This window comes from Polaromonas sp. (assembly GCF_029945895.1).
GTDB lineage: Bacteria > Pseudomonadota > Gammaproteobacteria > Burkholderiales > Burkholderiaceae_C > Polaromonas.
Window position 1 is genome coordinate 22,475 of sequence record NZ_JAQSDL010000085.1, and the last position, 25,551, is coordinate 48,025.

The window sequence follows — 25,551 nt, forward strand, 5'->3', positions numbered from 1 at the left end:
GTGACATCACCATTTGATCAACCGACAGGAAGGCACGATGAGTACACGCAGCGCCACGGCGGGAGCCCACCCCTACAAGGACGGGATCAACGCAGCAATTGATCTTTTCCACCGGCGCTGGACGATGCGCATCCTCTGGGAGTTGCGCAGCGGCCCGGTGAACTTTCGCGCCTTGCAGACAGCTTGCGCGGAGGTTTCTTCGTCAGTACTTAATGTGCGGCTGGCCGAACTTCGGGAAGCCAACCTGGTCGAGCATGCGAGCGGTGAAGGGTATTCGCTGACGGGCTGGGGCCAGGAGCTGCTGACGGCCATGGAGCCATTGGTGCTGTGGGCGGGGTGCTGGCAAAAATCGAAAAAGGTCTGAGCACGGGCGGCCACCGCCTCAGACGTGTTTGCCCGCCGTCCAGCCTTGGCCGCCCAGGGCCTGCGTGGCCACGGCCTCGGGGCTGGTTTCGAGCGGCGTGGCCATGGTGTCGTTCCAGCGATTCAAAAAAGCAAACATGGCGACCACGCCCAGGATTTCGGTGATTTCGGTGTCGCTCCAGTGCTGCTGCAGCTGTGCAAACTGTTCGTCGGTCACCGCGTTGGGCTGGCTGGCCGCGGCCAGGGCAAAGTCCAGTGCCAGGCGTTCGCGCTGGCTGTAGAGCGGGCTGCTGGCGTAGGTCCAGACATCGGCGAGCTTGGCATCGCTGATGCCAAAGTTTTTGGCACCGAGCAGGGTATGCGCCTGGCAATACAGGCAGCCTGCCACCTTGCTCACCACGTGGCCGATCAGACGGCGAAAACCCAGGTCCACCTCGCCTTCAGGGTCCATCACCGCGCCATTGAGCTGCGCCAGCGCCTGCACGAGTTTGGGCTTGCGCTGCATGGTCAGCACGCTGTTGGGCGTGAACCCCAGCGTGGTCAGGAAGAAATCAAAATGCGGCTTGAGCGCCGGCGTGGTGTCGGGCGACAGGGGGGCAAGGCGTGGCATGGGGGGGTGTCCGTTGATGAGGTTGGTTGAGTGCTTACCGGGCTTCGGTGCCCGGCGCTGCGGCCGCGTCAAACACGCCACCGAGCAGTTCGGGCAGGCGCGTGGTGGCCATCTTGAAGCCGCAGGCCTGCGCGTGGCCGCCACCGCCCATGCTTTCGGCCAGCGCGATGCAATCAAAGCCGCGTTGCGAGCGCAAGCCGGCCTTGACCACGCCGCCGGGGGCCACCGTCCACAACAGCGCAAAGGTGCCGCTCTGTTTTGAAAGCAGGTCACCCACCAGGCTGTGAAACACGCCGGGCGCGTTGACCATCAGGCCGTGCTGGCCGTTGAAGGTGACGGGCTGCGCGTTCTCGGCGATGCCGGCCGCCAGCTTGCTGAATTTTTCGTCCATGGCCTGGCCACGCGCCATGAAGGCCGCCACCTGTTCGGGGCTGAAGGCGGCAATCGCCGCCCAGCGCGCAAAGTCGTGGGGCTCCATGTCGAGCGCCGCCAGAAAGGCCGGGCTCTCGGGGTAGCGCCAGACCCAGATGTCGCGGTCCTCGATGAAACGCACCAGATCCGGCAATGGTGCGGCAGGATGAAAAAATTCCCAGGCCAGACGGGCCCCGCATTTGTCCATGTCGAAGTGCACCACACCGCAACGGCAGGAAAAACCGGTGAGTTTTTCTGCGGCGCTTTTGTGGTGGTCCAGCATCACGAGTTTGGCGGCGCGTTCCTCGATGCCGCGCAGGATGTCGGCGGAAAACGAAAAATCGAGGATGTACACCGCGCGCCCGGTGAGCGCCGGCAGGTCATCGACCGAACGGGTGTCGCCGTGGTCCAGCCCCACCAGCTCGGCCCGGCCTTCGTAATACAGCCAGGCAGCCAGGGCCGCGGCAAAGCCGTCCGGGCAACCGCGCCCGTGGTAAAGAATCAGGGGTTGCGGGTCGTTTTTGTCAGGCGCAACCAGCAGTTGCAGGGGAAGTATGGTTTTCATGGCTCCCCGATTGTCGCCGGGCGACGGCACAGGCCTCCCCGGGGATCGGTCGCGGGGATCAGTCCTGGGGCGCCGGGCCGTTCGGTGGCCTGCGGCTGGCGGCTTCTTCGGCGCTTTCCATGTGCTCGTTCGGCCGGTCGGTGTGCGACACCCAGAGCCCGTCGGCCACATACCCCGGGCCTTTCATGATCATCACAATCACACAACCAAAGGCCACGGTGACCACCATGGACCAGTGAAACAGGATGGCGCCCAGCACCATATAGCCCACCATCTGCTCCCAGCGGGCCTGGGCGGCTCCGGCGGCGGGATCGTTGAACAGGTACACCAGCCCCAGGACCAGCAACGGCAGCAACGTGCCCACCGCGGCAATCAAGGGCAGCTTGCGCCACAAGGTCCATTCCAGGCCGCTGGCGCTGCGCCGGGAGTTCGGGAGTTTTTTCAACCAGTTCATCGGGGGCCCGGCAGGTCATGAAAAGTCTGTTGCACGATGTCCAGTATTCCACGTGGGCGGCCTCCCCGCCATGACATGGATCAGGGGGCACCGCAGGAGGTCTGCCCCGAAGTTTTTGTTGTAGCCCAGCTTGTCCGTTCCTGCCGCAGCGCGCTGTTTTGCCCATGTTGATGTTGTGGGGGACGGCTGCCTCACTGCCGGGACGGGAACCAATCCGCGCCGGCCCGCTCCATCGTGCAGGCCTTTGCGCGCTTGGCCGCAAAGCTCCGAAGGAAGCCCATGCTCAGAACCCTCAAAGACCTGTTTGACACATTCACGACGCCCGCCCAGGCACCATCCCCCGCCGACCGCGAACATGCACTGCAACTGGGCACCGCCGTGCTGCTGGTGGAGGTCATGCGCGCCGACCCTGCCATCACTGCCGCCGAAAGGGCGACCGTGCTGGACACGCTGCGCGCAAAATTTTCACTCTCCGACGACGAGCTGGCGCGGCTGCTGGAACTGGCCGAAGACACCGCCAGCACCAGCCACGACTACCACCGCTTCACCTCCGCCATGAACGAGCATTTCACACACGCACAGAAGATTCATGTGGTGGAAACCATGTGGCAGGTGGCATATTCGGACGCCCATCTCGACGCCCACGAAAACCACCTGATCAGCAAGATTGCCGGCTTGCTGCATGTCACGCATGGCGAATACATAGGCGCCAAAATGCGCGCCAGGGAAGCCGCCGGCCCGGCCTGAGCGGAACGCTGGCAGCCAATTTGCTCTTCTATTGATAGCTGCCTGCGCCCGCTGCAAAAGGGCTGCAGGCACTTTTTACATACTCCAGCGCCGTGTCAGCGGGATGCTTTCAATTCACGCAACGCCACCACGGCCACCACCCCCCAGAACAGCAGCCTGAGCGCGAGCGCAGCCACCGTGCGTGTTTCATAGGCACCCCCACCCGCAACATGCACGGCGAAGGCGCCCGCGACGAGGGCTGTGGCCAGCGCCAGCAGGCTGGCCGCCCGGGCAGCCCAGCGACGCCCCCGCCAAAGCCCGAAGCCACTGATCACATAGGCGAAGCCGGCGAGAAAGTTGAACCACAACACGAAGTCCACGGCGTTGCCCACGGCGGCGCGTGCCTCGGTGCCACCAAACAGCGCACGCCCGCCACTGAAAACTGTGAGTACACCAAAAACAATGGCGGCAGCGGCGAGGATTTTGAGGAGTCGGGACGTGTTCATGCAAGGTCCTTTCATGGTCTGGCGCCCACCCCGCCGGTCATCAAAAGCTCAGCCCCTGGCCGGCTTCTTCAATGGTCTGGCCATCACGGATGTGATAAATGCGCTTGAACGTCGGAATGATTTTTTCGTCGTGAGTCACCACGATGATCGCGGTCTGCGCCTGCCGGGCCATCTGGTTCAGGATGCGCATGACGGCGAGCGCCCGTTCACTGTCCAGCGGGGCGGTGGGTTCGTCGGCCAGGATCACGGGTGGACGGTTCGCCAGGGCCCGCGCAATGGATACGCGCTGCTGCTCTCCGCCGGACAGTTGCGATGGTTCGGCGCGGGCGCGGTGAGCCACATCCAGCGCGGTCAGCAGTTCCAGCGCCCGGGCCCGGGCTTGGGCATTGGGGACCCCGGCGAGCATGGGCAGCAGGGCCACGTTGTCGGTGATGTCCAGAAAGGGAATCAGGTACGGGGCCTGGAACACAAAACCGATGCGGTCGCGCCGCAGGGCGCGCAGGTCGGAGGTGGTCCAGCCGTTGTCGTAAATCACATCGTTGCCCAGCGTCATGCGCCCGGACGTGGGTTCAATGATGGCGCCCAGGCATTTGAGCAGTGTGCTTTTGCCCGAGCCCGAGGGGCCCACCAGTCCCACGACCTCGCCGGGGCCCACGGTCATGTTGACGTTCCTGAGGGCCTCGACGGCGGTGTCGCCCTGACCGTAGACCTTACGCAGGCCTTCAATGCGGATGCCGCCGGCGCTTGCCGGGGTGGCCGGGCTCATGGCCATCACCGGGGTCATCCGATGGCCTCTGCGGGATCGACCTGGAGTGCGGCGCGGATGGCCAGTGTGCTGGCCAGCGCGCAGATCAGCAGCGTGCCGCCCAGCCCCATCATGGCATCCTGCGTCAGCAGCAGAACGAACTTGGGAAACACCGGCGCCCAGAGCGTGGCACTTACCTTGCCGACGACAAAACCAATCAGCCCCAGACCCAGTGCCTGCTGCAGGATCATGCTGGCGATGGTCAGGTTGCGCGTGCCGATGAGCTTGAGCACCGCGATCTCGCGGATCTTGCCCAGTGTCATGGTGTAGATGATGAAGGCCACGACGGCGGCGCTGACCACCGCCAGAATCACCAGGAACATGCCAATCTGTCGGGCCGATGTGGCAATCAGCTTGGCCACCAGAATTTCCTCCATGCCGTCCCGCGTGAACACCTCCAGGTGTTTCCAGCGGCGAATCGGTTCGGCGACCTGGTCGGCCCCGAACCCGGGTGCCAGTTGCACCAGCACCGCATTGACGTTGTGGCTGCTGGTCTGCAGCGCCTGCACCGCATCGAGCAGACCCGGCACGCCGGGGCGGTTGAAGGCCGGGTTGGCGGCGGTTCGGGTGCGGTCATTGACGATGGCGTCGTTGTCTTTCAGGAACTGCGCCTCCTGGGCGTCCTTGAGCGGGATGAACACCATCGGGTCGCCGCCCGAAGACACCATGCGCTGCGTCAACCCCACCACGGTGTAGTCGTGGCGGCGGATGCGGATGCGCTCGCCCAGGACGAAGCCGGTTTTCACATCGGCCACGGCCTCGTAATGGCCACGTGTGAGCTGGCGGCCCGCCACCAGATAACCCGGCTCGCCGGGCTGGCCCGGCTCCATGCCAACCACCATGGCCCGGGTGTCGTCGCCGTCATGGCTTTGCACCTGCATGGTGAAGTAGGTCACGTTGGCCGCCTGGGCCACACCGGGCATGCCGCGCACGCTGCGCACCACATCGTCTTTCAGGCTCGATGATTCGGCATACGGCCCCTGCGTGTCTTTTTGCACCACCCACAGGTCGGCCCGGCTGTTGGTCAGCAGGGCTTGCGCGTCATCGACCATGCCGCGATAGACACCGGCCATGGTCAGCGTCACCCCGATCAGCAGGCCCAGACCCAGGCCAGTGAGCACAAACTTGCCCCAGCTGTGCGCAATGTCGCGCCCGGCCAGACTGATCACGGTGCGGTCCCCTGGCGTCCGTCCTTGACCAGCGTGTCCACGACCTGCACGCGGGCGCCGGGCGTGAGGGCCTTCTGGCTGTACACCACCACCTCGTCACCGGCCTTGAGGCCGTCAATCACCTGCACCTGGCCATCCAGACTGCGAACACCCAGCCGCACCGGCACGAACACCGGCTTGCCGCTTTCGATGCGCCAGACGCCGGTGGCCCCCTGACGATGCTGGATGCTGGCATTGGGCACCAACAATGAAGAAGCTGTTTCGGGCAGCTGCAGCGTGACCTCGGCCAGTTCACCGACGGCGGCGCCCATCACCTTGGCGGTCGGCGCCTGCGCAAAGGCCACCTGGGCGATGCGCTCCTCGGTCACGCTGTCGGCCAGCAGTTCCACGCGCGCAACCTGCCCCGCCACAGGCTCACCCGGATGCGAACGCAGCACGATGCGGGCGGACAGGCCCGGCGCGAGACCGGCCGAACGCCCCTGGTCCACCCGCAATTTCACCCACAGGCTGGACGGGTCGATCAGGCGCAGCACAGGCTGGCCGGCCACCACGGTGGTGCCGGCTTCGGCGTCGCGGCTGGTCACCACCCCATCGGCCGGGGCCAGCAGACGGACATTGCCGCGTTGCTGCTGCAGACCCGCACGCTCTGCCTTCTGGCGGGCCACGTCCTGGCCAGTGCCGGCCAGATTGGCCTGGGCAGCCTGCAGCGCAGCGTCGGCGGAGGCTTTTTCCTGCAAGCGGGATTCAAGCGCAGCGGCACTGATGAAATTTTGCGCGGCCAGCTCCTCGTTGCGTCTGGCGTTGATGGCGGCCAGTTCCCGCCGGGCCGCAGCGTCCTTCAACTGGGCCTGCGCCGCTGCCTGCGTGCTGCCCGCGCGGGCCAGCGAGGCATCCAGGGCCACGAGGCGCTGGTCGAGATCCACCGGGTCCATGTCAGCCAGCAACTGCCCGGCCTTGACCGTGTCGCCCACGTCCACCCGGACAGCCAACACCCGGCCCGCCGCCGTCGGGCCAACCATCCAGCTGCGCCGCGCTTCCACGGTGCCGATGCCAAAAATCGCCGGGGCCAGACGACCCTCCTGTACCTGCGTGACCGTGATACGCGTTGCCGCCAGCGGGCCGGTGCGCAGCGCCACCCAGGCCAGTGCGCCCGCCAGGGCCAGAACCAGGGCGCCCAGCGCGATGCGGCGTGAAAACGGGAAGTAACGTTTCATGGGTATTCCTTCAAGGCAGGGGCCGGTCTGCCTGTCGCCGGTGTGCGACCTTTGCCGACAGTGAGCCCGCGCTGGTAAATCATGAACACGCCGGGAGCATGCGTGGTCACGGAGCGCACATCGCCACTGAGCAGCGATTGCATGACCAGGCCCTGCACCGAACCGATGAACAAGACGGCGGCGGCCTGCAGGTCGGTGCCCGGCGCCAGCAGGCGCTGGTCCTGCGCCTGCTGCAACACACCCATGAGCAAGCTCCGGTATTTCTGCATCAGGCCGCGCACGCTGGCCTTCAGTGCTGTGTCCTGCGCGTGCTGCAGTTCCTGAAAGATGAGCCGGGGAACGCCGGGATGGGCCACCACAAAGTCCACATGCGCCATGAACACCGCCCGCAACGCTGCCAGCGGGGTGGACGCCGTGCCAGCGGCCGTTTGCAGCCGGGCCATCAGCGTATCGGAAGCCCCGTCCAGCACGGCCAGCCAGATGGCCTCCTTGCTGGGAAAGTGCCGGAACACCGCGCCCTGGCTGATGCCCACGGCCTGCGCCAGATCACCCGTGGTGATGTCAGCCGGGCTGCGTTGTGCGGCCAGTTGCAGGGCAGCCTCCACCAGGCCGGCCTGGCGGACTTCCGTGGCCTGCTTCGGGCGCTTGCTGGTTGCTGCTGCATTCATGGGTATCCAAGTAATTAATCAATTACTTTGATTATGGCGTCCTCCCTGTTGCAGCGCAGGCATGGATCCGATGGAACTTTGATCAAGGTCAAACAACACGGCAAGGACCCATCACGACCAACACTGCTTTGTCCGCCATGAACGAGCACTTCACGCAGGCACAGAAGATTCACGTGGTGGAAACCATGTGGCAGGTGGCATATTCGGACGCCCATCTCGACGCCCACGAAAACCACCTGATCAGCAAGATTGCCGGCCTGCTGCATGTCATGCATGGCGAATACATAGGCGCCAAGATGCGCGCCAGGGAAGCCGCCGGTCCGGCCTGAGCGCGGGCAGACGCCTGAGACGCTACGGTATTCATAGCTGCTTGCGCCCGCTGCACAAGGGCTGCAGGGGGTTTTTATTCAAAATCCCGGTGGACCGGGTGCGGTGCGCCTGGCGCTCAGTCCGCGGTCAGGGTTTCGACGATGGCAAACAGTTCTGCGGTCTTGATGGGTTTGGCCAGGTAGTCATCCATGCCGGCCTCCAGGCAACGCTCGCGGTCGCCGCGCATGGCGTTGGCCGTCATGGCCACAATCGGCGTGCGCAGGCGCTCCTGTTTGCGTTCGAGCAGACGAATCGCCTTGGTCGCCTCAATGCCGTCCAGGTCGGGCATCTGGATATCCATCAGGATCACGCAAAAGCGGTGCATCAGGAATTTCTCCACGGCTTCCCGCCCCGTGCCCGCCAGGGTGACGCGGTAACCGCCACGTTGCAGCAGCGTCATCACCAGCGTCTGGTTGATCAGGTTGTCTTCAACCACCAGCACCGGCAGTTCCTCTTTCGTCCCCGGGGTAAGGATTGCCGGGAAAGCGGGCAAGGCGTCCGGTACCCGCAGGGGCGTCACATCCTCGGTAAAAGCCATGGTGAAATGAAAACTGCTGCCGGAACCGGGGGTGCTGTCCACCCACAACTCACCCTGCATCAGGCCAGCCAGACGGCGCGAAATCGTCAGCCCCAGACCCGAGCCGCCAAACCGGCGCGTGGTCGACGTGTCTTCCTGGCTGAAGGCCTGGAAAATATGCTGCTGCTTTTCACGCGAAATGCCGATGCCGGTGTCTGTCACGGTGAAGTGCAGCATGGCGCCGCCGGATTCGCCCGGCTCCAGCGCGCAGTGAACACTGACCTCGCCGCGGTCCGTGAACTTGACGGCATTGCCGAGCAGGTTCAGCAGAATCTGCCGCAGCCGCACCTGTTCGCCCACCATCCGCCGCGGCACCCCAGGCGCCATCGTGCTGCTCAGCCGCAGCCCCTTTTCCTGGGCCCGCAGGGACAGCGACTGGACCGCTTCGTCCACCAACTGGTGCAGATCGAACGGAATCAACTCCATGGTGAGCATGCCTGCCTCGATTTTCGAGAGGTCCAGAATGTCGTCAATGATGGTCAGCAAGGCATCAGCCGAAGTTTTCACAATGCCGAGAAACTGGCGCTGTTGCGCCGTGAGCTCGGTTTTGAGCACCAGGCCTGTCATGCCCAGGATGCCGTTCATGGGTGTACGGATCTCGTGACTCATGTTGGCAAGAAATTCGCTTTTGGCCCGGTTGGCGGACTGGGCCGCAGCGACGGCTTGCTGCAGTTCGTCGCGCCTTGCGCCGCGTTCCTGCACCAGGTCGGCAATCGTGCGGGACAGCACCGCAATGTCGTCACTGCCCGCGAAACCGTCAGAAGCAACATGCGGCAGCAGTTCCGCCAGCGCGCTGCGCAGTGAGGCCAGGGCCTTCTCGCGGTTGTCCAGCTCGTTTCTCAGGCGGTGGGCGGTCTGGTCGAGAATCTCGAACGTGGAACGAAATTCCAGGGGCAGGGTCTGCAGCATCGAGGCTCCCGCAGGATCGCCGTGGCGAGGAAATTTCGCCTGGAAGGTGTTCACGCGCTCCAGTGAACCGAGCCAGTGGCGCAGCGGAAACCAGATCAGCAGCAAGCCTCCGGCAAGACCGGCCAGTGCCATCCCCAAGGCAGCCTGCATCGATTGCCACAAACCTGCGGCCACCTGGCCCACCGCAAAATTCAGGCGCAGCACGCCATAGTCGCGCCCTCCCACTGAAATGACCCGGCTGACGGGCTCCAGGTTCGCATCGACCGCGTCGCGCAGCCAGCCGGGCGGGCGCACCAGCGCGGGTTGGGCGTTGTCGCGCTCAATGACACCGCCGGCGAGGTCGATGAACAAGGCCGACGAAAACTGCGAGCGCAGGACCGCCTTGTCCAGAATACGCTCGATGGTGGCGTAGTCCCCGATCACCGCGCTGTCGGAAATGGTCTGCGTCGCCACTTCGACCAGCATGGTTGCCGAGTCCTGTGCGTTTTCCACGGCCTCGGAGAACTGGAAATGGTAGAACAACCACAAACCGCTGCAGACAAACAGCAGCAGTGTCACCGTGTAGAGAAGATAGACCCGTGCAACCAGCGATTGCGGCAGGAGTCGGGCGAGATCGACCATCGGCACCCGCTCAGCGCAAACCGGTCCGGGCCGGCTGGTCAAGCTGCCAGCAGGCAGCGGTCAGGCGGATGTCGCATGGGTTGACCGACGGGAAGGCGGAAACTGGTTTTTCGGCCTGCGCGAAGGCACAGCCTGACAGCACGGCCGTGCAGCCTGCAAGGTGACGGAACAAGGATCGCCTTCAAAGTCAACGTAGCTAAAAAGTGTAGCTACCGACGGGCCACGCGGTTGGCCGATGTGCGGCCAGAACACCCTTGACTTTGACCGATCGACGCTCAGGTTGTCATCCCCCGGTTTGCATCACCCGCCTGGACCGCGCCGTCTGAATGACCATCAGCCGCGCCCTGGCCTGCGCGGCCCTGCTGCTGCACCAGGTCGTGCAAGGAGACCGACGCCAGGAATTGCGCCATCTCGCGTTCAAGGTCGGCGCACCAGTCGCTGGCAATCCGCTGACCCGCAGAAGGGATGGAACTGGACGACTCAGGCGCGGCGCGGGCGCCCAGCGGCTTCGATTCGTCGACGGCGTAGACGATATCAGCCACGGTGATGTCAACAGCGCTGTACGCCAGGCCATAGCCGCCGCCGGGCCCGCGCGTGCTGCGCACCAGACCTCGCCGACGCAGCCGTGCGAACAGCGACTCCAGATACGTCAGCGAGATCTTCTGCCGTGCACCGATCGTGGCCAGCGCAATCGGTCCCTGCTCTGTGCGAAGGGCCAGATCAAGCATGGCGATCACGGCCACACGGCCTTGGGTAGCGATTTGCATCATGAACTTTCGGTTGTTGTTTCCAGAATCAGAACTTCCCGGGGACCTCCGCGACGAACCCGCCACGGCACCTCCCCATCGGGCAGGCGGCATGGAGGGTGTGGTCGGCACTGCAGCAGCGTCATTCAGGATGGCCACGGGCGTCACCGCACGATCAGCACAGGCTGCCTGGCCAGGTGCACGACCCGGTAGGCCACCGAGCCCAGCAAGAGGGATTCGGTAGCGGTCAACCCGCGTGAGCCGATGGCAATGCCGCGGCTGCCCAGAACGTCGGCCAGGCTTGCAATCTCTGGCGCGCCCTCGCCCATGAGCACATGCAGGCGCCAGGGGACCGACGCTGCGTCGAGCAACTGACGCGCCTGCGCCGTGGCTTGCCATCCGCGCCGCGGCAGTTCGGTCTCGGCAGCCTCCTTGTTCAGCCAGGGCTGGACATGCACCAGATCGACCCCGGCGCCCGGCTCTGGTGTCACCAGCCCCGCGGCCATCGAGACGGCGCGCAAAGAGCACGCCGAACCATCGACCGCCACCAGCCAGCGCGCAGGGCCGGACACTTCGTCGCTCCCGTCGCCGTGCCAGGACACGGCGACGAGCCGGCCCAGGTCATCGCGCCGCTCGTGGGCTGGCCCCGGCAGGGCGCCCTGTGTTGCAGCATCGGTCATGAGTCACTCCTGGAAGGTTGGCGGGCGCTCATCTTCAGGCTGAGGACCACGGAAATGAGGATGATGGAGCCCACGATCAACAGCGACCACTGCACCGGCATGTGGAACCAGGGCATCGCCAGCATCTTGCCTCCGATAAAGACGAGTACCAGCGCCAGGCCGTACTTGAGCAGGTGAAAGCGTTCGGCCATGTCAGCCAGCAGAAAGTACAGCGCCCTCAGGCCCATGATGGCAAAGATGTTGGAGGTGAACACGATGAACGGATCGGTGGTCACCGCAAAAATGGCCGGGATGCTGTCCACCGCGAACACCAGGTCGCTGGCTTCGATCATCATCAGCACCAGGAACATGGGCGTCGCGTAGCGCAGGCCGTTGATGCGCACAAAGAAAGCCTCGCCATGAAAGCCCGGGGTGATGCGCATGTGGCCGCGCAGCCAGCGCAGCAGGGGGTTCTTCTCCAGATCGGGCTTTTGATCGGCCATGACCAGCATCTTGATCCCGGTCACCACCAGGAACCCGCCGAACACGTAGAGCACCCAGGCAAACTCCGACACCAGCCAGACACCCGCCATGATCATGCCGGCGCGCATGACAATCGCACCAATCACGCCGTACAACAACACGCGTCGCTGTAACTCCGGCGGAACGGCGAAGTAGGTGAAGATCATCACGAACACAAACATGTTGTCCACCGACAAGGTCTGCTCGATCAGGTAACCGGTGAAGAACTCCAGGGCCTTGCGGTTGGCGATTTCGCGGCCGGCCGTGCCGTCCAGATACCACCACAACAAGGCGCCGAAGGTCGTGGCCAGGAGCATCCAGGCCACGACCCAGCTCCCGGCCTCCTTGACCGACACCCGGTGGGCCTTGTTGCCGCCCAGGACAAACAGGTCCAGGGCAAGCATGGCAATGACGAAGGCGATAAAGCCGGCCCACATCGGGCCCGTGGCGAAAGATTCAATATTGCTCATGGGAGCATCCTGGGCCTGAGCTGCTTGTGGGTGTTTTCTGTAAAGGCATGATCGAAGCGATTGTTTTTTTCATGGGTCGTAAGGTGGCTTGAAAGACGCCAGCAAGCCCCCCGGAGATCCGATGGGGTCAGCGTGAGGCAGCGGGGGCGGCATACAGTGGGGAGTCGGCGTCCGGCATCCGGACCATGTCGAGCGCAGAAATCCGGACACCGTGATTGCGCCGCCGGGTGGAAATCGGGCCCCATCAGTCGGCCGCCGGTCCCAAAGCGAGGAGGCCCGCCCCGAATGCAGCCATGGGCTTGGCATCCCGCTTTTGGTCAGCCAGCCATTCACGCCAGGCGCAGCCCAGAATCAAAGCACTCAGCAATGCGGGCGGAATGAAGTAGTCAGTCATGCTGCACCACTGGTTTCAAGCATCTTCCGCTCCAGACCCCAGTGTTCAACAGCCGCCTCGAGAACGACAGACTCGCTGTCAGCAACACGTCCGTCAGCCTCTACTATGGCAACACACAGGCTGATGAGCTTGCGTTGAAGCTCGGGAATATCGATCTCGCCCATTAATTCAGCCAATGCTCGCGGGTCAACCCCACACATGTCGCTCCAATTCGAATGTGCCGCCATGAGCAGGTCCTCACAAAACGCCTGGACGATCGCATGGAACTCGGCCTTGTCCAGTCCGATCCGTGCATGCACCTCCAGCCGATCAAAGGTATCGAGTTCCTTCTTGCACATGCCCCCATCAGCAAGCATGGCAAGCGCAACAATGCGCGCGCAGGCCTGCGGGCTGTTACGCGGATAAGTTCTCATGGGCAAGTACTTTCTGTATTTGGGTAGGCGACGCTCAGTCAAAAATCTCACTGAGCCACGACTTCTGCTTGCGCGGATAAGCGCGCTGGCGCTGCCGGTAGTCGGAATCGACGAAATCGGGAGGGCTCTGCCGGGGCGCCTGCCTGGCCTGGACTGGCACCGGCTCGGGTGGCGCGGCGGACAGGGTGATCAGCTTGTCGAGTTCACCGCGGTCCAGCCAGACGCCACGACACTGGGGGCAGTAGTCAATCTCCACGCCCTGGCGTTCGGACATCAGCAGGGTGGCATCGGGGCAATGGGGGCATTTCATCAAGGGTTCTCCATCAAGGTTGGAATATCTCCGCAGCCTCAGCGCTGGTAAGCGATGGTTCGCCGGGGCGGGCGCGGCGGCTGCAGTTTGAGCAGCAGGGCCCGCACGGCGCGAGCCAGCGCACTTTGCAGTGCCGAGCCCCAGTCACGGGCGATCGAGGTGATGACCACGGTTCCGGCGCCCTCGGCAGTGAGTTCGACCTCGCAACGTTTGTCGATACCGTTGTGCGCGCCTTGCACATGAGAGAGCCTGACCCGGGCGCGCGGGGCCAGCCAGCCGAGCGGGCGCGTGGTCTGCCGTACCCGGCGCAATGCAAACTCACGAAGCTCCTCCAGCCAGGGCTGACGGGATTCGAAAATAACCTGCATGTCGATCTCCTTTGCTTTGGAAGTTTCGACCATACCGCTGGCAGAATTTCTTTAAAAGCAGATAATCATTGAAATAAACTTCTGAATAACCGAACAATGAGCAAGGACTTCAGCTACCGGCACCTGTACTATTTCTGGGTTGTCGCCAAGGAAGGCGGCATGGCCCGCGCGGCCGACCGGCTGGGCATGGCCGTGCAGACCGTGAGCACCCAGGTTCGTGAGCTGGAGCGCTCGCTGGGCTACGTCCTGCTCAAGCCGGCCGGGCGCGGCGTTGCGTTGACGGAAGCGGGTATCGCGGCCATGCGGCAGGCCGAACAGATCTTCCAGCTCGGTGAACAACTGCCGGCGGCGCTGCGTGACGCGGTCGGCTCACCCGCCGTGCGGCTGGTCGTCGGCATTTCCGATGGACTGCCGAAGCTGGCGGTTCGGCACCTGATGCAGCCGGTGATGCAGGCGCCGAACCTGCGGCTGCTGTGTCACGTGGACGAGTTTCCGGATCTGCTGGGCGATCTGGCCCTGCACCGGCTCGATGTGGTTCTGGCCGACCGGGCCGCGCCGCCCAACCCCAACCTCAAGGTCTACAGCCACCCGCTGGGATCATCGACACTGGCCTGGTTTGCGTCAGCCTCGCTGTCCGCGGCAGCCCGGCGCGGCTTTCCCCAATCGTTGGCCAAGGTTCCCGTGCTGCTGCCCACCAACCATGCCGCGGTACGGCCGCGGATCGACCAGTGGTTCGAGCGCATGGCCATCAAACCCCACGTGGTGGGGGAATTCGAGGACAGTGCCCTGCTCAAGACGTTCGGCGCGGCGGGCATGGGCGTTTTTCCGATGGCCGAACTGGTCCACGACGAGCTGACAGCCCAATACGGCGTGAAGCAGGTGGGCCGCTGCGAGTCTGTCGAAGAGCACTTCTTTGCGATCGGAGCGCACAAGAAGGTGCTGCATCCACTGGTGCAGAAACTGCTGCCGCCTCAGCGGTAACTCGCAGCGCACGGCAGCAAGCCGGGAACAGCCCGGCGCCCTGCGGGCCTCAGCCCTGCATCGAGCTCCAGAGCCGCGCCGGGGAGATTGGCATCTGCAGCGTCCTGGCCTGGTCGGCCAGACCGCGGCGGCCCAGCGCGTCAGCCACGGCATTGACCACCGTGGGGCCGGCCCCAATGGTGCCGAGCTCACCCACACCCTTGACACCCAGCGGGTTGTTCAGGCAGGGCGTGGACTCGTCCATCTCGGTTCTGAAGTCAGGCGCGGTGTCGGCACGCGGCGCGGCGTAGTCCATCAGGCTACCGGTCACGGGCTGGCCGGTCTCGCGGTCGTAGACCATGCGCTCGCACAGCGCCTGGCCGATGCCCTGTACGGCGCCGCCGTCGAGCTGGCCGCGCACGATCAGGGGGTTGACAACGCGGCCGACGTCGTTGACCGAGGCGTAGGCCACCACCGCCACCTGGCCGGTCTGCGGGTCGATCTCGACCTCGCTGATGTGGCAGCCGTTGGGCCAGGTCGGCCCGGCCACCTTGGTGGTGGAGTCCACAAAAATCTGCCGGTCGCCCTGGCGCGCAGCCAGATCGAACAGGCCGATGCGCAGGTCGGTGCCGGCCACGGTGAAGTCGCCGCCGGCATAGATCACGTCCTCTGCGGCGGCCTCAAACTCCCTGGCTGCCAGCTGTTTGCCCAGCGCGATCGCCTTGTCGGCACCGGCGCGCACCGCCGATCCGCCGGTGAACAGAGAACGTGAGCCGGCGCTGCCAAAACCGTTGCCGCGGTCGGTGTCGCCCATCACCACACGCACCTGCTCAGCAGGCACGCCAAAGGCATCCACCACCAGCTGGGTCAGCGTGGTGGCAATGCCCTGCCCCATCGCGTTGACAGCGGTGAAGACTTCGATCATGCCGTCAGCCTGTACCGCAACGGTGACAGTTTCTTCCAGCGCGTTGCCGCCCGTCCATTCGAGAAAGGTGGCAATGCCGAGACCGCGCAGCAGGCCGCGCGAGGCCGACCCGGCCGCCCGCGCGTCAAAGCCTTTCCAGTCGGCCAGCACCAGCGCCTGGTCCATCACCGACTCAAAGTTTCCGGTGTCGTAGACCTGACCCATGGGGTTTTTGTAGGGCATCTGCGCGGGCTGGATGAAGTTGCGCCGGCGCAGTTCGACGCGGTCGATGCCGGTCTGGCGCGCCGCCTCGTCCATCAGCCGCTCCATCGTGAAAATGGCCTCTGGCCGGCCCGCGCCGCGGTAGGCGCTGGTGGGCGCGGTGTTGGTCAGCACGGCGCTGAAATGAAAGTCGATGGTCTGGATGTCGTAGACGCTGGTCTGCACCCAGGGACCGATCAGCAGCTGGATGGCCACGCCCGCGCCGGTGGCGTAGGCCCCCACGTTGGCCAGCGAGGCCAGGCGCAGGGCGAGTATTTTTCCGTTCTCGTCAAGCGCGAGTTCGGCATGGCTCTGCACGTCGCGGCCGTGGTAGGCCGAGATGAATTCCTCGCTGCGCTCGGCCACCCATTTGACCGGGCGCTCCAAGGCCCGAGCGCAATATGCGGCAGCAATGTCTTCGGGGTAGACGCCGGTCTTCATGCCGAAGCCGCCGCCCACATCGCCGACCACCACACGCACCTGTTCCTGCGCCATACCCAGAGCGTCACACACCGAGTTGCGCACGCCCGTGGGCATCTGCGTGCTCATGCGTATCGTCAGGCGCTGCGAGGTTTTGTCGAACGCCGCCAGCACCGAACGCGGCTCCAGGCTCAGCGCGTGCAGGCGCTGGTTGACGATGTCCAGCGCCACCACGTGGCGTGCCCCGGCAAAAGCCGCAGCGGTGGCCTCCACGCTGCCATAACGCGTTTCGCAGGCGATGTTGTCGGGGGCTTCAGGCGCGAGCGCCGGGGCGCCCGGTGCAGTGGCGTCGTTCATGTCCACCACCATCGGCAGCTCGTCGTAGTCCACCATCACGGCTTCGGCCGCATCGCGCGCCTGCTGCAGGGTGAGCGCGACCACGGCGGCGACCGCCTCGCCGACAAAACGGACCCGTTCATGGGCCAGCACGCGACGCACCGGCGACACCCCAGGCGATCCGTCGGCCCTTGGGAAGCCGCTGGAGCCGGGAATCGGCTTGACCCCGTCGGCCACCAGGTCTGCGCCGGTCACGATCTTCAACACGCCCGGCATGGCCAGCGCAGCGGCGCTGTCCACCGCCACGATGCGCGCGTGCGGGTACGGTGAACGCACAAAGAACAGGGCCACCTGCTCCGGCTGCGTCACGTCGTCGGTGAACTGGCCGGCACCGGCCAGCAGGGCGTCGTCTTCGAGGCGGCGCACGGCCTGTCCGCTGCCAAAACGGGTCGGTTGAAGGTCTGCTGCGGGAGTAATGGACACAAAAGGCTCCTGGAAATGGCGAAGTCGGCCCGCGCGCATGCTGGAGCGTGGGCAGGCCAATGGCAAACAGCCACTATAAATCCATTGCTGCGATCCGTCCGGCGGCATGCCGGCAAGCCCCTGAGCTCACCCTGCCCTCCGCATTTGCCCGACAATCAGGCCATGCCACTACCTCCTCCTCCCATCCGCAGGCACAGCAACAAGGCCAACAACGAACTATTGGTCAAGGGACTCCTGTGCGCCCTGATCGGCCTGGCCGTGCTGGTGTCGCCGTATTTCATCACCTCGCCAGGCATGCAGGGCATTGTGGCCAAGGCCTCTCTGGTGGGCTGGTTTGCGCTGGTGCTGGGCCTCGGTTTTATCGTCGCGTATGTGCGCCGGCGGCTCGCCGGCCAGACCGGCCCGTCGGGACCGCTGTAATTTCCCGGAATCTCGCTGCGCCGCAAGCGCTACTATTTTTGTAGCTTCAAGCGCACGCGTGGCAAGAGGTTGGCGACTGCTGGGGCATAGAAGTCTGGCCAGCCGGCCAGAGCGTCAAACCGCGCAAGCGCTCTCATGATCCGTTGGGTCCTTGAAGGGTTCTGTCCTACACCTGTGCAGTGCAATCGACTGCGTCGGGCCCGCGATCATCGAGCGAGACTTGTGACGTGACACCCGTGAACCTCGCCAACCACCCACTCAAGGGACCCGGCCCCTCCTCCCCATCCCAGCGCCCCGCAGCGTTGAAGGCCTACATCGTGGAGGACAACGCAGTGATCCGGGACAACCTCGTCGAAACACTGACCGAGCTGGCTGGCGTGCAGACCGTGGGCTACGCGGAAACAGAACAAGGCGCCTGCACCTGGCTGGCCCTTCACCCGCGTGACTGGCAACTGCTGGTGGTGGACCTGTTCCTTCAACAGGGCAGCGGGCTGGGCGTGCTCAAGGGCTGCAGGCAGCGCTCGCGTCAGCAACGCGTGGTGGTGCTGTCCAACTACGCCACGGATGACATCCGCCAGCGCTGCCTGGCGTGCGGTGCTGATGCGGTTTTCGACAAGTCCACCGAACTCGACCAGTTCCTGGCCTACTGCACGCGCCCGCACTGACGCATTTGATCACCGGGAAGATGTTGCGCGGCACCACAGAAGGCATGTGGTCGGGCTTTGAACGCAAAGACCGCCAGCGGTGCCGCCAGCCGGTCTGCGACGTTTTCAGTCCTCGCGCGGAGGACGCGGGATTTTCTTGAAACGCACCAGGCGGTCGGTTTCTATCCGGTCCTTCTTGACCTGCCGTTCGGCATCGAGCAACTGCCCGGCCGCCAGCCACTGGGCGAACTCTTCGGGCGTCTCCAGCGTGACGCGGCCCAGGGTGGCGGCGCGGAATTCGTAAATCACGATCTCCGCGGCCTTCTGCAGATTCACCCGGCCTTTGCTCAACACCGCACCGCGCTTGCGGCCGATCTCTTCGAGCAGTTGCTCGTCGGTGATGCCGGGCGTCAGCTTGAGCTTGTAGCGCGCCTCCAGCAGGGCCGGGTAGGCCTGGATCAGGTAGTCCAGCAGCTCCAGCGCGACCTCTTCCTCGTTGAAGGCGTTGCGGCCGATGGCGCCGCTGGCGGCCAGGTTGTAGCCGCTTTTGGCGACGATGATGCGCGGCCAGAGCATGCCGGGCGTGTCCCACAGGTAAAAACCGTCGGCCAGCACGATGCGCTGCTCGAGCTTGGTGATGCCGGCCTCGTCGCCGGTCTTGGTGGCGCGTTTGCCGGTCAGGGTGTTGATCAGTGTGGACTTGCCGACGTTGGGAATGCCGCAGATCAGCACCCGCATCGGCTTGACCATGCTGCCGCGCGTGGGCGCCAGCGCGTGGCAGGCGTCGATCAGGCGGCGCGCCGGCGTGGTTTCGCTGGCGTCGAGCGCAATCGCGCTGGTACCGGGCAGGCTGTTGTAGTGCGCGAGCCAGAGCAGTGTGCGCGCCGGGTCGGCCAGGTCCTGCTTGTTGAGCACCTTGAGCGCCGGCTTGGCGCCTGTCAGTTCGGCCAGCATGGGGTTGGCGCTGGAGCCGGGCAGGCGCGCGTCCAGCAATTCGATGACCACATCAATTTCCTTGATGCGCTCACTGATCGCCTTCTTGGTCAGGTGCATGTGACCGGGGAACCACTGGATAGCCATTGTCTGAATACTCTTTCGTGTCGTTCGTCGGCCGCCGCAGCCCGACGCAGCCGGCCAGCAGGGATTGTGACCGACCCGGGCGATCAACCCTGACAGGCCAACCTTCCCCTGGCCTACGGGGCGCCCGGCCCAGGCGCAGGACAATGACCTTCAGGCCGCGACATCTCGGCCTGCCCCCATTTTCACCGCGCAGCCCCGGCCGCGCTTTCAAGGAGTACCCATGAAGATTCTGATGGTTTTGACCTCACACGACCAGCTCGGCGATACCGGCAAAAAAACCGGCTTCTGGCTGGAAGAATTTGCAGCGCCCTACTACGTCTTCAAGGACGCAGGTGCCGACATCACGCTGGCCTCACCGCAAGGCGGGCAGCCGCCGCTGGACCCGAAGAGCGATGCCCCGGACGCGCAGACCGACGCCACGCGCCGCTTCAAGGACGACAGCCAGGCGCAGCAGGCGCTGGCGCACACCGTCCAGCTGGCCGGCCTGAAGGATGCGGACTTTGACGCCGTGTTTTACCCCGGCGGCCACGGCCCGTTGTGGGACCTGGCCGAAGACAGGGATTCCATCGGGCTGATTGAGCGCATGTTCGCCGCCGGCAAGCCCGTGGCGGCAGTCTGCCACGCGCCCGGTGTGTTGCGCCACGTGAAAGCCGCCAGCGGGGCACCGCTGGTTGAAGGCAAAAAAGTCGCTGGTTTCACCAACACCGAGGAAGCGGCGGCGCAGCTCACGGATGTGGTGCCCTTTCTGGTCGAAGACATGCTGCGCGACAACGGCGGCAACTACAGCAAGGGCGCCGACTGGCAGTCTTATGTGGTGACCGACGCCAACCTGATCACCGGACAGAACCCGGCTTCTTCCGAAGCGGCGGCCCATGAGCTGCTGCGTCAACTGGCCCCCCAGCCGGCCTGAGCCAAGCAGCCCGCATTAGCCGGCGCTGGAACAGGCGCCGGCTACAGGGCGACCGCGGCCGCGCGGCTGGACACACCCAGCCGTTCAGATGACACGTACTGCTGGCGGTAGATCTCGAACGGCATGGTGTCGGTCGCTTCTATTTTTTTCTGTTCAGCGACGGACTGGCGCGATAGGGCCTCGAATGCGGTCTGCTGCCCGGCAGAAAACGGCAGGTCGAGCAGTGCCTCCCTGGTGAGGGCGGAGCGGGCGCGGACAAACGACACGAAAGAGTTCTCGTGGCCCTTTTGCATGGCGGCCAGCACCCGGGCCGACGGCAGGGTGGCGGGATCGAGCAGCGCCGCCTCGGCAGCATGCAGGGTGGCGCTGTACTGCGTGCCCCCATTGGCCGCGTCCAACGCGGCGGCAATCGGTGCGCATTGCGCCACCACCTCGGCACCCCAACCAGTCAGCGACACCTCGCGCCCGCCGCGCTTGAGCAGCAGGCCCGCCTGGCGCCCGCGCGCCGCCGTGTGGTGCTGGTTGTGCTTGAGCTCGGCGATCTCCTGCGGGGTGTCGGGCGGACTGTCACTGAGCAGGCAGTGCAGCAGGAACACATCGAGAAAACGCATGGTCTGGGCGTTGATGCCGACCGGCTCGAACGGGTCCAGGTCCATCAGCCGCACTTCGATGTATTCGACGCCGCGCTCGCGCAAGGCATGCAGCGGGCGTTCGCCGGGGAAAATCACGCGTTTGGGCCGGATGGTGCCGTAAAACTCGTTCTCAATCTGCAGCAAGGTGGTGGCCAGCTGGTTGTAGTCGCCGCCAGGGTTCTGGATGCCCACCGCTTCATAGGCCGGGTAAGGCCGCGTCAACGCGTCCTGAAGCGATGCGCCGTAACCTTCCAGGCTGTTGTAACTGACAGCCAGCGAGGCCTGCGCATCGCTCTGGTAGCCCAAGCGCCCCATGCGCAGCGAGGTGCCGTGCGGCATGTACATGGTGCTGCTCGACAGTTGCTGCAGCTCGTGCTGGCGCCCGGCCACAAAGGTCGAACAAACGGCTGGCGAGGCGCCGAACAGGTAGAGCAGCAAAAACGCATGACGGCGGAAATTGCGGATCAGCGAAAAGTACTGCTCGCTCGTCACCTCGGGCAGCGACCAGTTGTAGTGGATGCCAGAGATGGTCTGCATGCGCCGCCCGTAACGGTGCGACAGGCCCATGCGGTAGACACTTTTGGCGCGCCCGACGTTGGACGAACCGAAACGTGCGATCGGGATGGTCTCGTCGGTCGGCAGGCCGCAGGGCATGCTCGAGACCCAGAGCATCTCGTCGCCGACCGCCTGCATGGCGCGGTAGGTGAACTGGTGAATCTGCGTGAGTTCGCGCAGCGCGGCGTCGGCCCCGTCCCCCAGACCTTTGTGTGCGGCGGTGACGAGTTCGACCTGGGACTCGCTGAAGTCGGTGGTGATGCAGGGATGCGTCAGGGCCGAGCCGAGTGCCGCCGGGTGCGGCGTCAGGGCCAGCGCGCCGCCGGGCTGGGCGCGCAGGCTTTCCTTCTCGATGCCGCGACGCATGCCTTTCAGCCTGGCAGGGCCGAGCGCCTGGAGGCGGTCGCCCATGAGCGCGGCGGATCGCGCATGCGAGCTGTTCATAAAGTCTTCCCTCTGTATCTTTCGTGGCGTGCAAGGTATCACAGGCCGGGGTTGTTTGCAGGCCAGGCGGAGCGGCGCCCGACCGCACGGTGCCGGCCAGCGCGGTCCGCTGTGGCCTGCGCGTGCGAGTCACTATCTTTTTGATAGCTTCTTGCGCCCGCCCTGATTGGGCCAGCGCATGATTTCACTTGAAAAGACAGCCGTCCGCGGCAGCCGGACCGGAAACCCGGCACGGCAGCGTGACGGGAAAGCCCTTACGGCTGCCGGATTTCGCTCGAGAAGCTAGCACCAGACAGTACGCGCAGCAGCCACCGGTTCATGTCGGCGATCTCTTCCATGCAGACCGAATGTTCCATGTCGTATTCGTGCCAGTCCACCGGGTAACCCAAGGCCGCCAGTGCGTCGCGCGTCCCGGTGGCCGCAGCCAGCGGCACCACGCCATCACGCTTGCCATGCGCCAGGAAAATCGGCAGACCTTCATTGGCCCCGCTGCGCTCTGCCGCCACAGTATGCGCCAGCGGCAGGTAGCCCGACAGGCCCATGATGCCGGCCAGGCGTTCGGGATAACGCAGGCCGGTCATCAACGCCATCGCGCAACCCTGGGAAAACCCAGCCACCACGATGCGGCCGGCAGGAATGCCGCGCGAGGTTTCGCGCTCTATCAGCGTGTTGATGGCGGCCTGGGTCTGGCGCATGCCGGTTTCGTCCTGGCCCGCTGTCAGGTTGGCACCCAGGATGTCGTACCAGGCCGGCATCTGGTAGCCGCCGTTGATGGTGACGGGAATCACCGGCGCGTGGGGAAACAGAAAACGCACGGGTCCCACGCTGGAAAGATCGAGCTGCTCGGCCACGGGTACAAAATCGCGGCCATCGGCGCCCAGGCCATGCATGATCAGGATGGTGGCGACAGGCTGCTCGCCGGTCTGGGCTTCGGTAACTTCAAGAGACATGGGTGAACCTGACGGTGGCGAGGGCGGAAGGGGTGGCTGCCGCACGGAGGTTCATGCGGCAGGTTCAAAGAGGTGATTTTAGGACCTCTGCGGGCAAGTGCGCTTGTGCCCGGACCGGTGTTTTTGCTAGCATTTTTCAGTCAGCATTTTCTGACGCGTACTGAACATGGGAGATCGCCATGAAACTCATCCTTGCTGCCGCGGCCCTGGCCGCATCCTCACTCGCCCTGGCCCACAACTGCCCCAACGAGATGAAGGCCATAGACGCCAGACTTGCCAGCAACCCCAAGCTGCCCGCCGCCGACATGGTCAAGGTCAAGTCCCTGCGTGCCGAAGGAGAGACCTTTCACAAGGCCGGCAAACACGACGAATCGATGAAAGCCCTGGGCGACGCCAAAAAACTGCTGGGTCTGTGAACCTGCGCTGTCAGCGCCTGAGCGCGGCCAGCCGCGCTGACAGACCGGCCTGCATGTTGAGCTCGTCGTACCAGAGGCGGTAGCCTGCGTCGCTGGGGTGCAGACCGTCCCTGGCGTTGAGCTCGTCAGGGCGCTGCGCAAACGGATCATCGGCCTTGTCCTTGAACAGGTTCACATACACAGCGCCGTTGTCCGTGGCCGCCTGCCGCACAAAGCGGTGCAGCGTCTCCGAGCGGCGCGTCATGAGCCAGGACCAGGGCGCAAAGAAAAACGGCGCGCTGCCGACATTGCCCGAAGGCATGAACACCACCAGCCGGGCGCGCACGCGCGCCAGTTCTGCGGCGCGGGCGATGTCATTCTCCAGCTGCGCATCGCCGGTGAAGCGGATCACATCGTTGCCGCCGCCGAGGACGAGGATGGCGTCGAAGCGTTGCTGGCCTTCCAGCTGGGCAGCGATGTCGGCAAACCGCGCGCCGTCGCGCGCACGGTTGACGATGGTCAGTTGGGGATGGTCGCGTGCGATCAGGCCGGCGATGCTGGTGGCCGGCGACGAAGCGCCCGTTCCCACTGCCGTGCTGTCGCCCACCACCAGCAGGCTGGATGTGGCCGGGGCGGGCGAGGCTTCAAAAGGCTCGCTTTGCCGCGCCAGGGACACCGATTGCCCGATGCGCCAGGCGGCGCAGCCGGTGGTGGCCAGCACGGCCAGCGCCGCCAGCACACCAAGCGCACCCAACATGTGAGGCCGGCGCGTCGCCATCAGGCGCCCCGGTTCAGCCAGGTGATGCTGAGCTGCAGCACCGTCGCGAAGAGAACCCACAGCAGGTAAGGGATGTTGACCCAGACCACCCAGCGCGCCCGCAACCGGATGGCTGCCATGGCCCACACCAGGGTGGCCAGCACCAGCAGGATGTCGAAGCTGGCCAACGCATTGTTTTTCAGGCCGAACTGGATAGGCGTGTAGGCCAGGTTGAACAGCAGGTTCAGAACGAAAGGCAGCAGCACGCGAAACGGCAGGCGGCGCTTGAGGTATTGCAACAGGACAAAACCGAAGCTGATGGCAATCACGACGTAAAGAGCCGTCCACACCGGGCCGAACACCGATGCCGGTGGCGCAAAAAAGGGCTTGCTCAACTGGGCGTACCAGGCGGCGCTGCTGCTGCTGTCCATGAAAATCCTTCGGGGAATTGGCGCTGAAATCGCGAGGAGGTGTTCTTTCTGTTTTAGCACCCGCCGGGCGATGGCAGCGACACCCGAGGCTGATCCTCAGGTAGGACGTGGCCGCTTCAGGCGGGCGGTGGGCGCGTCCGACACGGCAACCATGGCAGGCCGACCGGCCTGGGGCCCGATTTCCCCACCCATCAAGGCATCTTCTTCCCCTGCCCGCCCCGCCGCGGCCCGGGCGTTTTTTCCGGGGGAAGAGTCACCACGTTGCGGCCGCCCCTGGACAGGCGGAACCACCGCCCGGGCCGCAGGCTTGACTTGACTTGCCAGTTGAACGACCATCCATCGACAAGCCGGCACCGAACGGCCAGAGCGCTCTGGCCGGGACCGGCGGTGAAGGGTTGACCACATGAGACAAGTGTTTGAGCGACTGCTGGGGCTGAGGGCCAAGGCCGGCGGCCATACAGATTCCGGACTGAAACCGGCTTCCCGTCCGTCGGTGGCAGCCAACCGGGACAGCCAGCACACCATCGAGGACAACTCCGACAACGGCACCCGCCGCCAGCTTGTGCAGATGCTGCTGCGCGACTGCCTGCGCAGGCACGGCATTGCAACCGACTGGGTGGAATGCCAGATGCTGGTGGTCAACAGCCGCAGCCGCGGCCCGGGCATGTACGTTCGGCTGGTGCTGCGCCAGTGGGACGCGCGCCTGATGACCTACGCCTTCGCTTTCCAGAATGAATTGCTCGCCGCGATCACCCAGTTCGAGCCGCAGTCCTCCACCTGGCTGCACGGTATTTCCTGGGAGTTCAAGGTCGGGAACAGCTGCCCCTACCCCGACATGCCCGACCCGGCCATCTGGGCTGCGCCAGCCCGTGCTGGCGCAGCCGTTGAAGTGCCTGCTGCGGTCCCTGCGCCCGTGCCTGCTGCCGCTGCCGTCGTGGCGGCAGCAGCCGCAGACGTCGAAGATGACGTGATGCGCGACCTGAAGGACCTGCAAAACATGTTTGCCGCGCGCGATGCCAGCATCGACCAGGAAGCGGCATCGGGCGTCCACGCCGACTTCCAGCCGACCCAGCCCTCCGGGCTGCCGTGACACTTGTTCCCGGTAGCGCCGCCAGGCCTG

The 25,551-nt window shown here is 64.9% G+C and carries 31 protein-coding genes; 9 read left to right on the top strand and 22 right to left on the bottom strand.

Annotation, left to right across the window (positions count from 1 at the left end; all coding sequences use genetic code 11):
- Positions 1 to 37 precede the first annotated feature (37 nt).
- Positions 38 to 364: a helix-turn-helix domain-containing protein gene (locus tag PSV33_RS11560; protein ID WP_300561863.1), complete on the top strand. Its 327-nt coding sequence runs from the start codon at positions 38 to 40 to the stop codon at positions 362 to 364.
- Between the two features lie 18 nt (positions 365 to 382).
- Here the strand turns inward: PSV33_RS11560 and PSV33_RS11565 are convergent, their stop codons facing one another.
- Genes PSV33_RS11565 through PSV33_RS11575 form a run of 3 tightly spaced genes read right to left on the bottom strand, consistent with a single transcriptional unit; the run spans position 383 to position 2,403 of the window.
- Positions 383 to 973, bottom strand: a complete 591-nt coding sequence (locus PSV33_RS11565) for a carboxymuconolactone decarboxylase family protein (protein ID WP_300561868.1) — start codon at positions 971 to 973, stop codon at positions 383 to 385.
- Between the two features lie 34 nt (positions 974 to 1,007).
- Positions 1,008 to 1,949 carry a DHHA1 domain-containing protein gene (locus PSV33_RS11570; RefSeq protein WP_300561871.1) on the bottom strand — a complete coding sequence of 314 codons (942 nt, stop codon included), beginning with the start codon at positions 1,947 to 1,949 and terminating at the stop codon, positions 1,008 to 1,010.
- Positions 1,950 to 2,007: 58 nt separating this feature from the next.
- A complete protein-coding gene (locus PSV33_RS11575; RefSeq protein WP_300561874.1) occupies positions 2,008 to 2,403 on the bottom strand; it encodes a hypothetical protein in 396 nt (131 codons plus the stop codon).
- 279 nt (positions 2,404 to 2,682) lie between these two features.
- Between PSV33_RS11575 and PSV33_RS11580 the strand changes: the two genes are divergently transcribed.
- Entirely contained in the window at positions 2,683 to 3,150 is a 468-nt protein-coding gene (locus PSV33_RS11580; RefSeq protein ID WP_300561876.1) for a TerB family tellurite resistance protein, read from the top strand.
- 95 nt (positions 3,151 to 3,245) lie between these two features.
- Here PSV33_RS11580 and PSV33_RS11585 read toward each other — a convergent pair whose 3' ends face one another.
- Genes PSV33_RS11585 through PSV33_RS11605 form a run of 5 tightly spaced genes read right to left on the bottom strand, consistent with a single transcriptional unit; the run spans position 3,246 to position 7,491 of the window.
- On the bottom strand, positions 3,246 to 3,635 hold the full coding sequence (locus PSV33_RS11585; protein WP_300561879.1) for a hypothetical protein: 390 nt from the start codon (positions 3,633 to 3,635) through the stop codon (positions 3,246 to 3,248).
- Between the two features lie 40 nt (positions 3,636 to 3,675).
- Positions 3,676 to 4,401, bottom strand: a complete 726-nt coding sequence (locus PSV33_RS11590; RefSeq protein WP_300561882.1) for an ABC transporter ATP-binding protein — start codon at positions 4,399 to 4,401, stop codon at positions 3,676 to 3,678.
- Positions 4,402 to 4,415: 14 nt separating this feature from the next.
- The gene (locus tag PSV33_RS11595) at positions 4,416 to 5,609 is read right to left on the bottom strand and encodes an ABC transporter permease (protein ID WP_300561885.1); all 1,194 of its coding nucleotides are present in this window, start codon (positions 5,607 to 5,609) and stop codon (positions 4,416 to 4,418) included.
- Positions 5,606 to 6,823 carry an efflux RND transporter periplasmic adaptor subunit gene (locus PSV33_RS11600; protein ID WP_300561887.1) on the bottom strand — a complete coding sequence of 406 codons (1,218 nt, stop codon included), beginning with the start codon at positions 6,821 to 6,823 and terminating at the stop codon, positions 5,606 to 5,608. Before PSV33_RS11600 ends, PSV33_RS11595 begins: the two co-directional genes overlap by 4 nt.
- Positions 6,820 to 7,491, bottom strand: coding sequence for a TetR family transcriptional regulator (locus PSV33_RS11605; protein ID WP_300561889.1), 672 nt, complete (start codon positions 7,489 to 7,491; stop codon positions 6,820 to 6,822). The genes PSV33_RS11600 and PSV33_RS11605 overlap by 4 nt, the downstream gene beginning before the upstream one ends.
- Before the next feature lie 137 nt (positions 7,492 to 7,628).
- Here PSV33_RS11605 and PSV33_RS11610 point away from each other — a divergent pair, with 137 nt between their 5' ends.
- Positions 7,629 to 7,820: a TerB family tellurite resistance protein gene (locus tag PSV33_RS11610; RefSeq protein WP_366945598.1), complete on the top strand. Its 192-nt coding sequence runs from the start codon at positions 7,629 to 7,631 to the stop codon at positions 7,818 to 7,820.
- A 116-nt stretch (positions 7,821 to 7,936) separates the two neighbouring features.
- On the opposite strand, the gene PSV33_RS11615 is transcribed toward PSV33_RS11610, so the two are convergent.
- From PSV33_RS11615 to PSV33_RS11650, 8 genes are all read right to left on the bottom strand, one after another.
- Positions 7,937 to 9,967: an ATP-binding protein gene (locus tag PSV33_RS11615; protein ID WP_300561891.1), complete on the bottom strand. Its 2,031-nt coding sequence runs from the start codon at positions 9,965 to 9,967 to the stop codon at positions 7,937 to 7,939.
- A 275-nt stretch (positions 9,968 to 10,242) separates the two neighbouring features.
- On the bottom strand, positions 10,243 to 10,734 hold the full coding sequence (locus PSV33_RS11620) for an Rrf2 family transcriptional regulator (RefSeq protein ID WP_300561893.1): 492 nt from the start codon (positions 10,732 to 10,734) through the stop codon (positions 10,243 to 10,245).
- 143 nt (positions 10,735 to 10,877) lie between these two features.
- Positions 10,878 to 11,393 carry a universal stress protein gene (locus PSV33_RS11625; RefSeq protein ID WP_300561895.1) on the bottom strand — a complete coding sequence of 172 codons (516 nt, stop codon included), beginning with the start codon at positions 11,391 to 11,393 and terminating at the stop codon, positions 10,878 to 10,880.
- Entirely contained in the window at positions 11,390 to 12,364 is a 975-nt protein-coding gene (locus PSV33_RS11630; RefSeq protein WP_300561897.1) for a TerC family protein, read from the bottom strand. Before PSV33_RS11630 ends, PSV33_RS11625 begins: the two co-directional genes overlap by 4 nt.
- 244 nt (positions 12,365 to 12,608) lie before the next feature.
- Complete coding sequence (locus PSV33_RS11635; RefSeq protein ID WP_300561899.1) at positions 12,609 to 12,758, bottom strand: hypothetical protein; 150 nt, start codon at positions 12,756 to 12,758, stop codon at positions 12,609 to 12,611.
- Entirely contained in the window at positions 12,755 to 13,171 is a 417-nt protein-coding gene (locus PSV33_RS11640; RefSeq protein WP_300561900.1) for a TerB family tellurite resistance protein, read from the bottom strand. The genes PSV33_RS11635 and PSV33_RS11640 overlap by 4 nt, the downstream gene beginning before the upstream one ends.
- A 34-nt stretch (positions 13,172 to 13,205) precedes the next feature.
- On the bottom strand, positions 13,206 to 13,481 hold the full coding sequence (locus tag PSV33_RS11645; RefSeq protein ID WP_300561902.1) for a zf-TFIIB domain-containing protein: 276 nt from the start codon (positions 13,479 to 13,481) through the stop codon (positions 13,206 to 13,208).
- Between the two features lie 38 nt (positions 13,482 to 13,519).
- Positions 13,520 to 13,849 (bottom strand): HPF/RaiA family ribosome-associated protein, encoded by a 330-nt coding sequence (locus PSV33_RS11650; protein WP_300561903.1) that lies wholly within the window; start codon positions 13,847 to 13,849, stop codon positions 13,520 to 13,522.
- Positions 13,850 to 13,945: 96 nt separating this feature from the next.
- Between PSV33_RS11650 and PSV33_RS11655 the strand changes: the two genes are divergently transcribed.
- Positions 13,946 to 14,830, top strand: a complete 885-nt coding sequence (locus tag PSV33_RS11655) for a LysR family transcriptional regulator (protein WP_300561905.1) — start codon at positions 13,946 to 13,948, stop codon at positions 14,828 to 14,830.
- A gap of 49 nt (positions 14,831 to 14,879) precedes the next feature.
- On the opposite strand, the gene PSV33_RS11660 is transcribed toward PSV33_RS11655, so the two are convergent.
- Positions 14,880 to 17,213 carry a xanthine dehydrogenase family protein molybdopterin-binding subunit gene (locus PSV33_RS11660; RefSeq protein WP_300561906.1) on the bottom strand — a complete coding sequence of 778 codons (2,334 nt, stop codon included), beginning with the start codon at positions 17,211 to 17,213 and terminating at the stop codon, positions 14,880 to 14,882.
- Between the two features lie 162 nt (positions 17,214 to 17,375).
- Between PSV33_RS11660 and PSV33_RS11665 the strand changes: the two genes are divergently transcribed.
- Both PSV33_RS11665 and PSV33_RS11670 read left to right on the top strand, forming a co-directional pair.
- Entirely contained in the window at positions 17,376 to 17,633 is a 258-nt protein-coding gene (locus PSV33_RS11665; protein WP_300561909.1) for a hypothetical protein, read from the top strand.
- A gap of 302 nt (positions 17,634 to 17,935) precedes the next feature.
- The gene (locus tag PSV33_RS11670; RefSeq protein WP_300562158.1) at positions 17,936 to 18,298 is read left to right on the top strand and encodes a response regulator; all 363 of its coding nucleotides are present in this window, start codon (positions 17,936 to 17,938) and stop codon (positions 18,296 to 18,298) included.
- 105 nt (positions 18,299 to 18,403) lie between these two features.
- Here PSV33_RS11670 and ylqF read toward each other — a convergent pair whose 3' ends face one another.
- Entirely contained in the window at positions 18,404 to 19,357 is a 954-nt protein-coding gene (gene ylqF, locus PSV33_RS11675; protein WP_300561912.1) for a ribosome biogenesis GTPase YlqF, read from the bottom strand.
- Between the two features lie 220 nt (positions 19,358 to 19,577).
- On the opposite strand from ylqF, the gene PSV33_RS11680 reads away from it, so the two are divergent.
- Positions 19,578 to 20,267 carry a type 1 glutamine amidotransferase domain-containing protein gene (locus PSV33_RS11680; protein ID WP_300561915.1) on the top strand — a complete coding sequence of 230 codons (690 nt, stop codon included), beginning with the start codon at positions 19,578 to 19,580 and terminating at the stop codon, positions 20,265 to 20,267.
- A gap of 41 nt (positions 20,268 to 20,308) precedes the next feature.
- Here the strand turns inward: PSV33_RS11680 and gshA are convergent, their stop codons facing one another.
- On the bottom strand, positions 20,309 to 21,898 hold the full coding sequence (gshA, locus tag PSV33_RS11685; protein WP_300561918.1) for a glutamate--cysteine ligase: 1,590 nt from the start codon (positions 21,896 to 21,898) through the stop codon (positions 20,309 to 20,311).
- Between the two features lie 254 nt (positions 21,899 to 22,152).
- On the bottom strand, positions 22,153 to 22,848 hold the full coding sequence (locus tag PSV33_RS11690) for an alpha/beta hydrolase (protein WP_300561921.1): 696 nt from the start codon (positions 22,846 to 22,848) through the stop codon (positions 22,153 to 22,155).
- 179 nt (positions 22,849 to 23,027) lie between these two features.
- Here PSV33_RS11690 and PSV33_RS11695 point away from each other — a divergent pair, with 179 nt between their 5' ends.
- The gene (locus tag PSV33_RS11695; RefSeq protein WP_300561923.1) at positions 23,028 to 23,264 is read left to right on the top strand and encodes a hypothetical protein; all 237 of its coding nucleotides are present in this window, start codon (positions 23,028 to 23,030) and stop codon (positions 23,262 to 23,264) included.
- 10 nt (positions 23,265 to 23,274) lie between these two features.
- On the opposite strand, the gene PSV33_RS11700 is transcribed toward PSV33_RS11695, so the two are convergent.
- Together PSV33_RS11700 and PSV33_RS11705 are read right to left on the bottom strand one after the other, a co-directional pair.
- Complete coding sequence (locus tag PSV33_RS11700) at positions 23,275 to 24,000, bottom strand: GDSL-type esterase/lipase family protein (protein WP_300561926.1); 726 nt, start codon at positions 23,998 to 24,000, stop codon at positions 23,275 to 23,277.
- Positions 24,001 to 24,020: 20 nt separating this feature from the next.
- Positions 24,021 to 24,431, bottom strand: coding sequence for a TspO/MBR family protein (locus PSV33_RS11705; RefSeq protein ID WP_300561928.1), 411 nt, complete (start codon positions 24,429 to 24,431; stop codon positions 24,021 to 24,023).
- A 403-nt stretch (positions 24,432 to 24,834) separates the two neighbouring features.
- Here PSV33_RS11705 and PSV33_RS11710 point away from each other — a divergent pair, with 403 nt between their 5' ends.
- Entirely contained in the window at positions 24,835 to 25,521 is a 687-nt protein-coding gene (locus PSV33_RS11710; RefSeq protein WP_300561931.1) for a hypothetical protein, read from the top strand.
- The last annotated feature ends 30 nt before the right edge of the window (positions 25,522 to 25,551 follow it).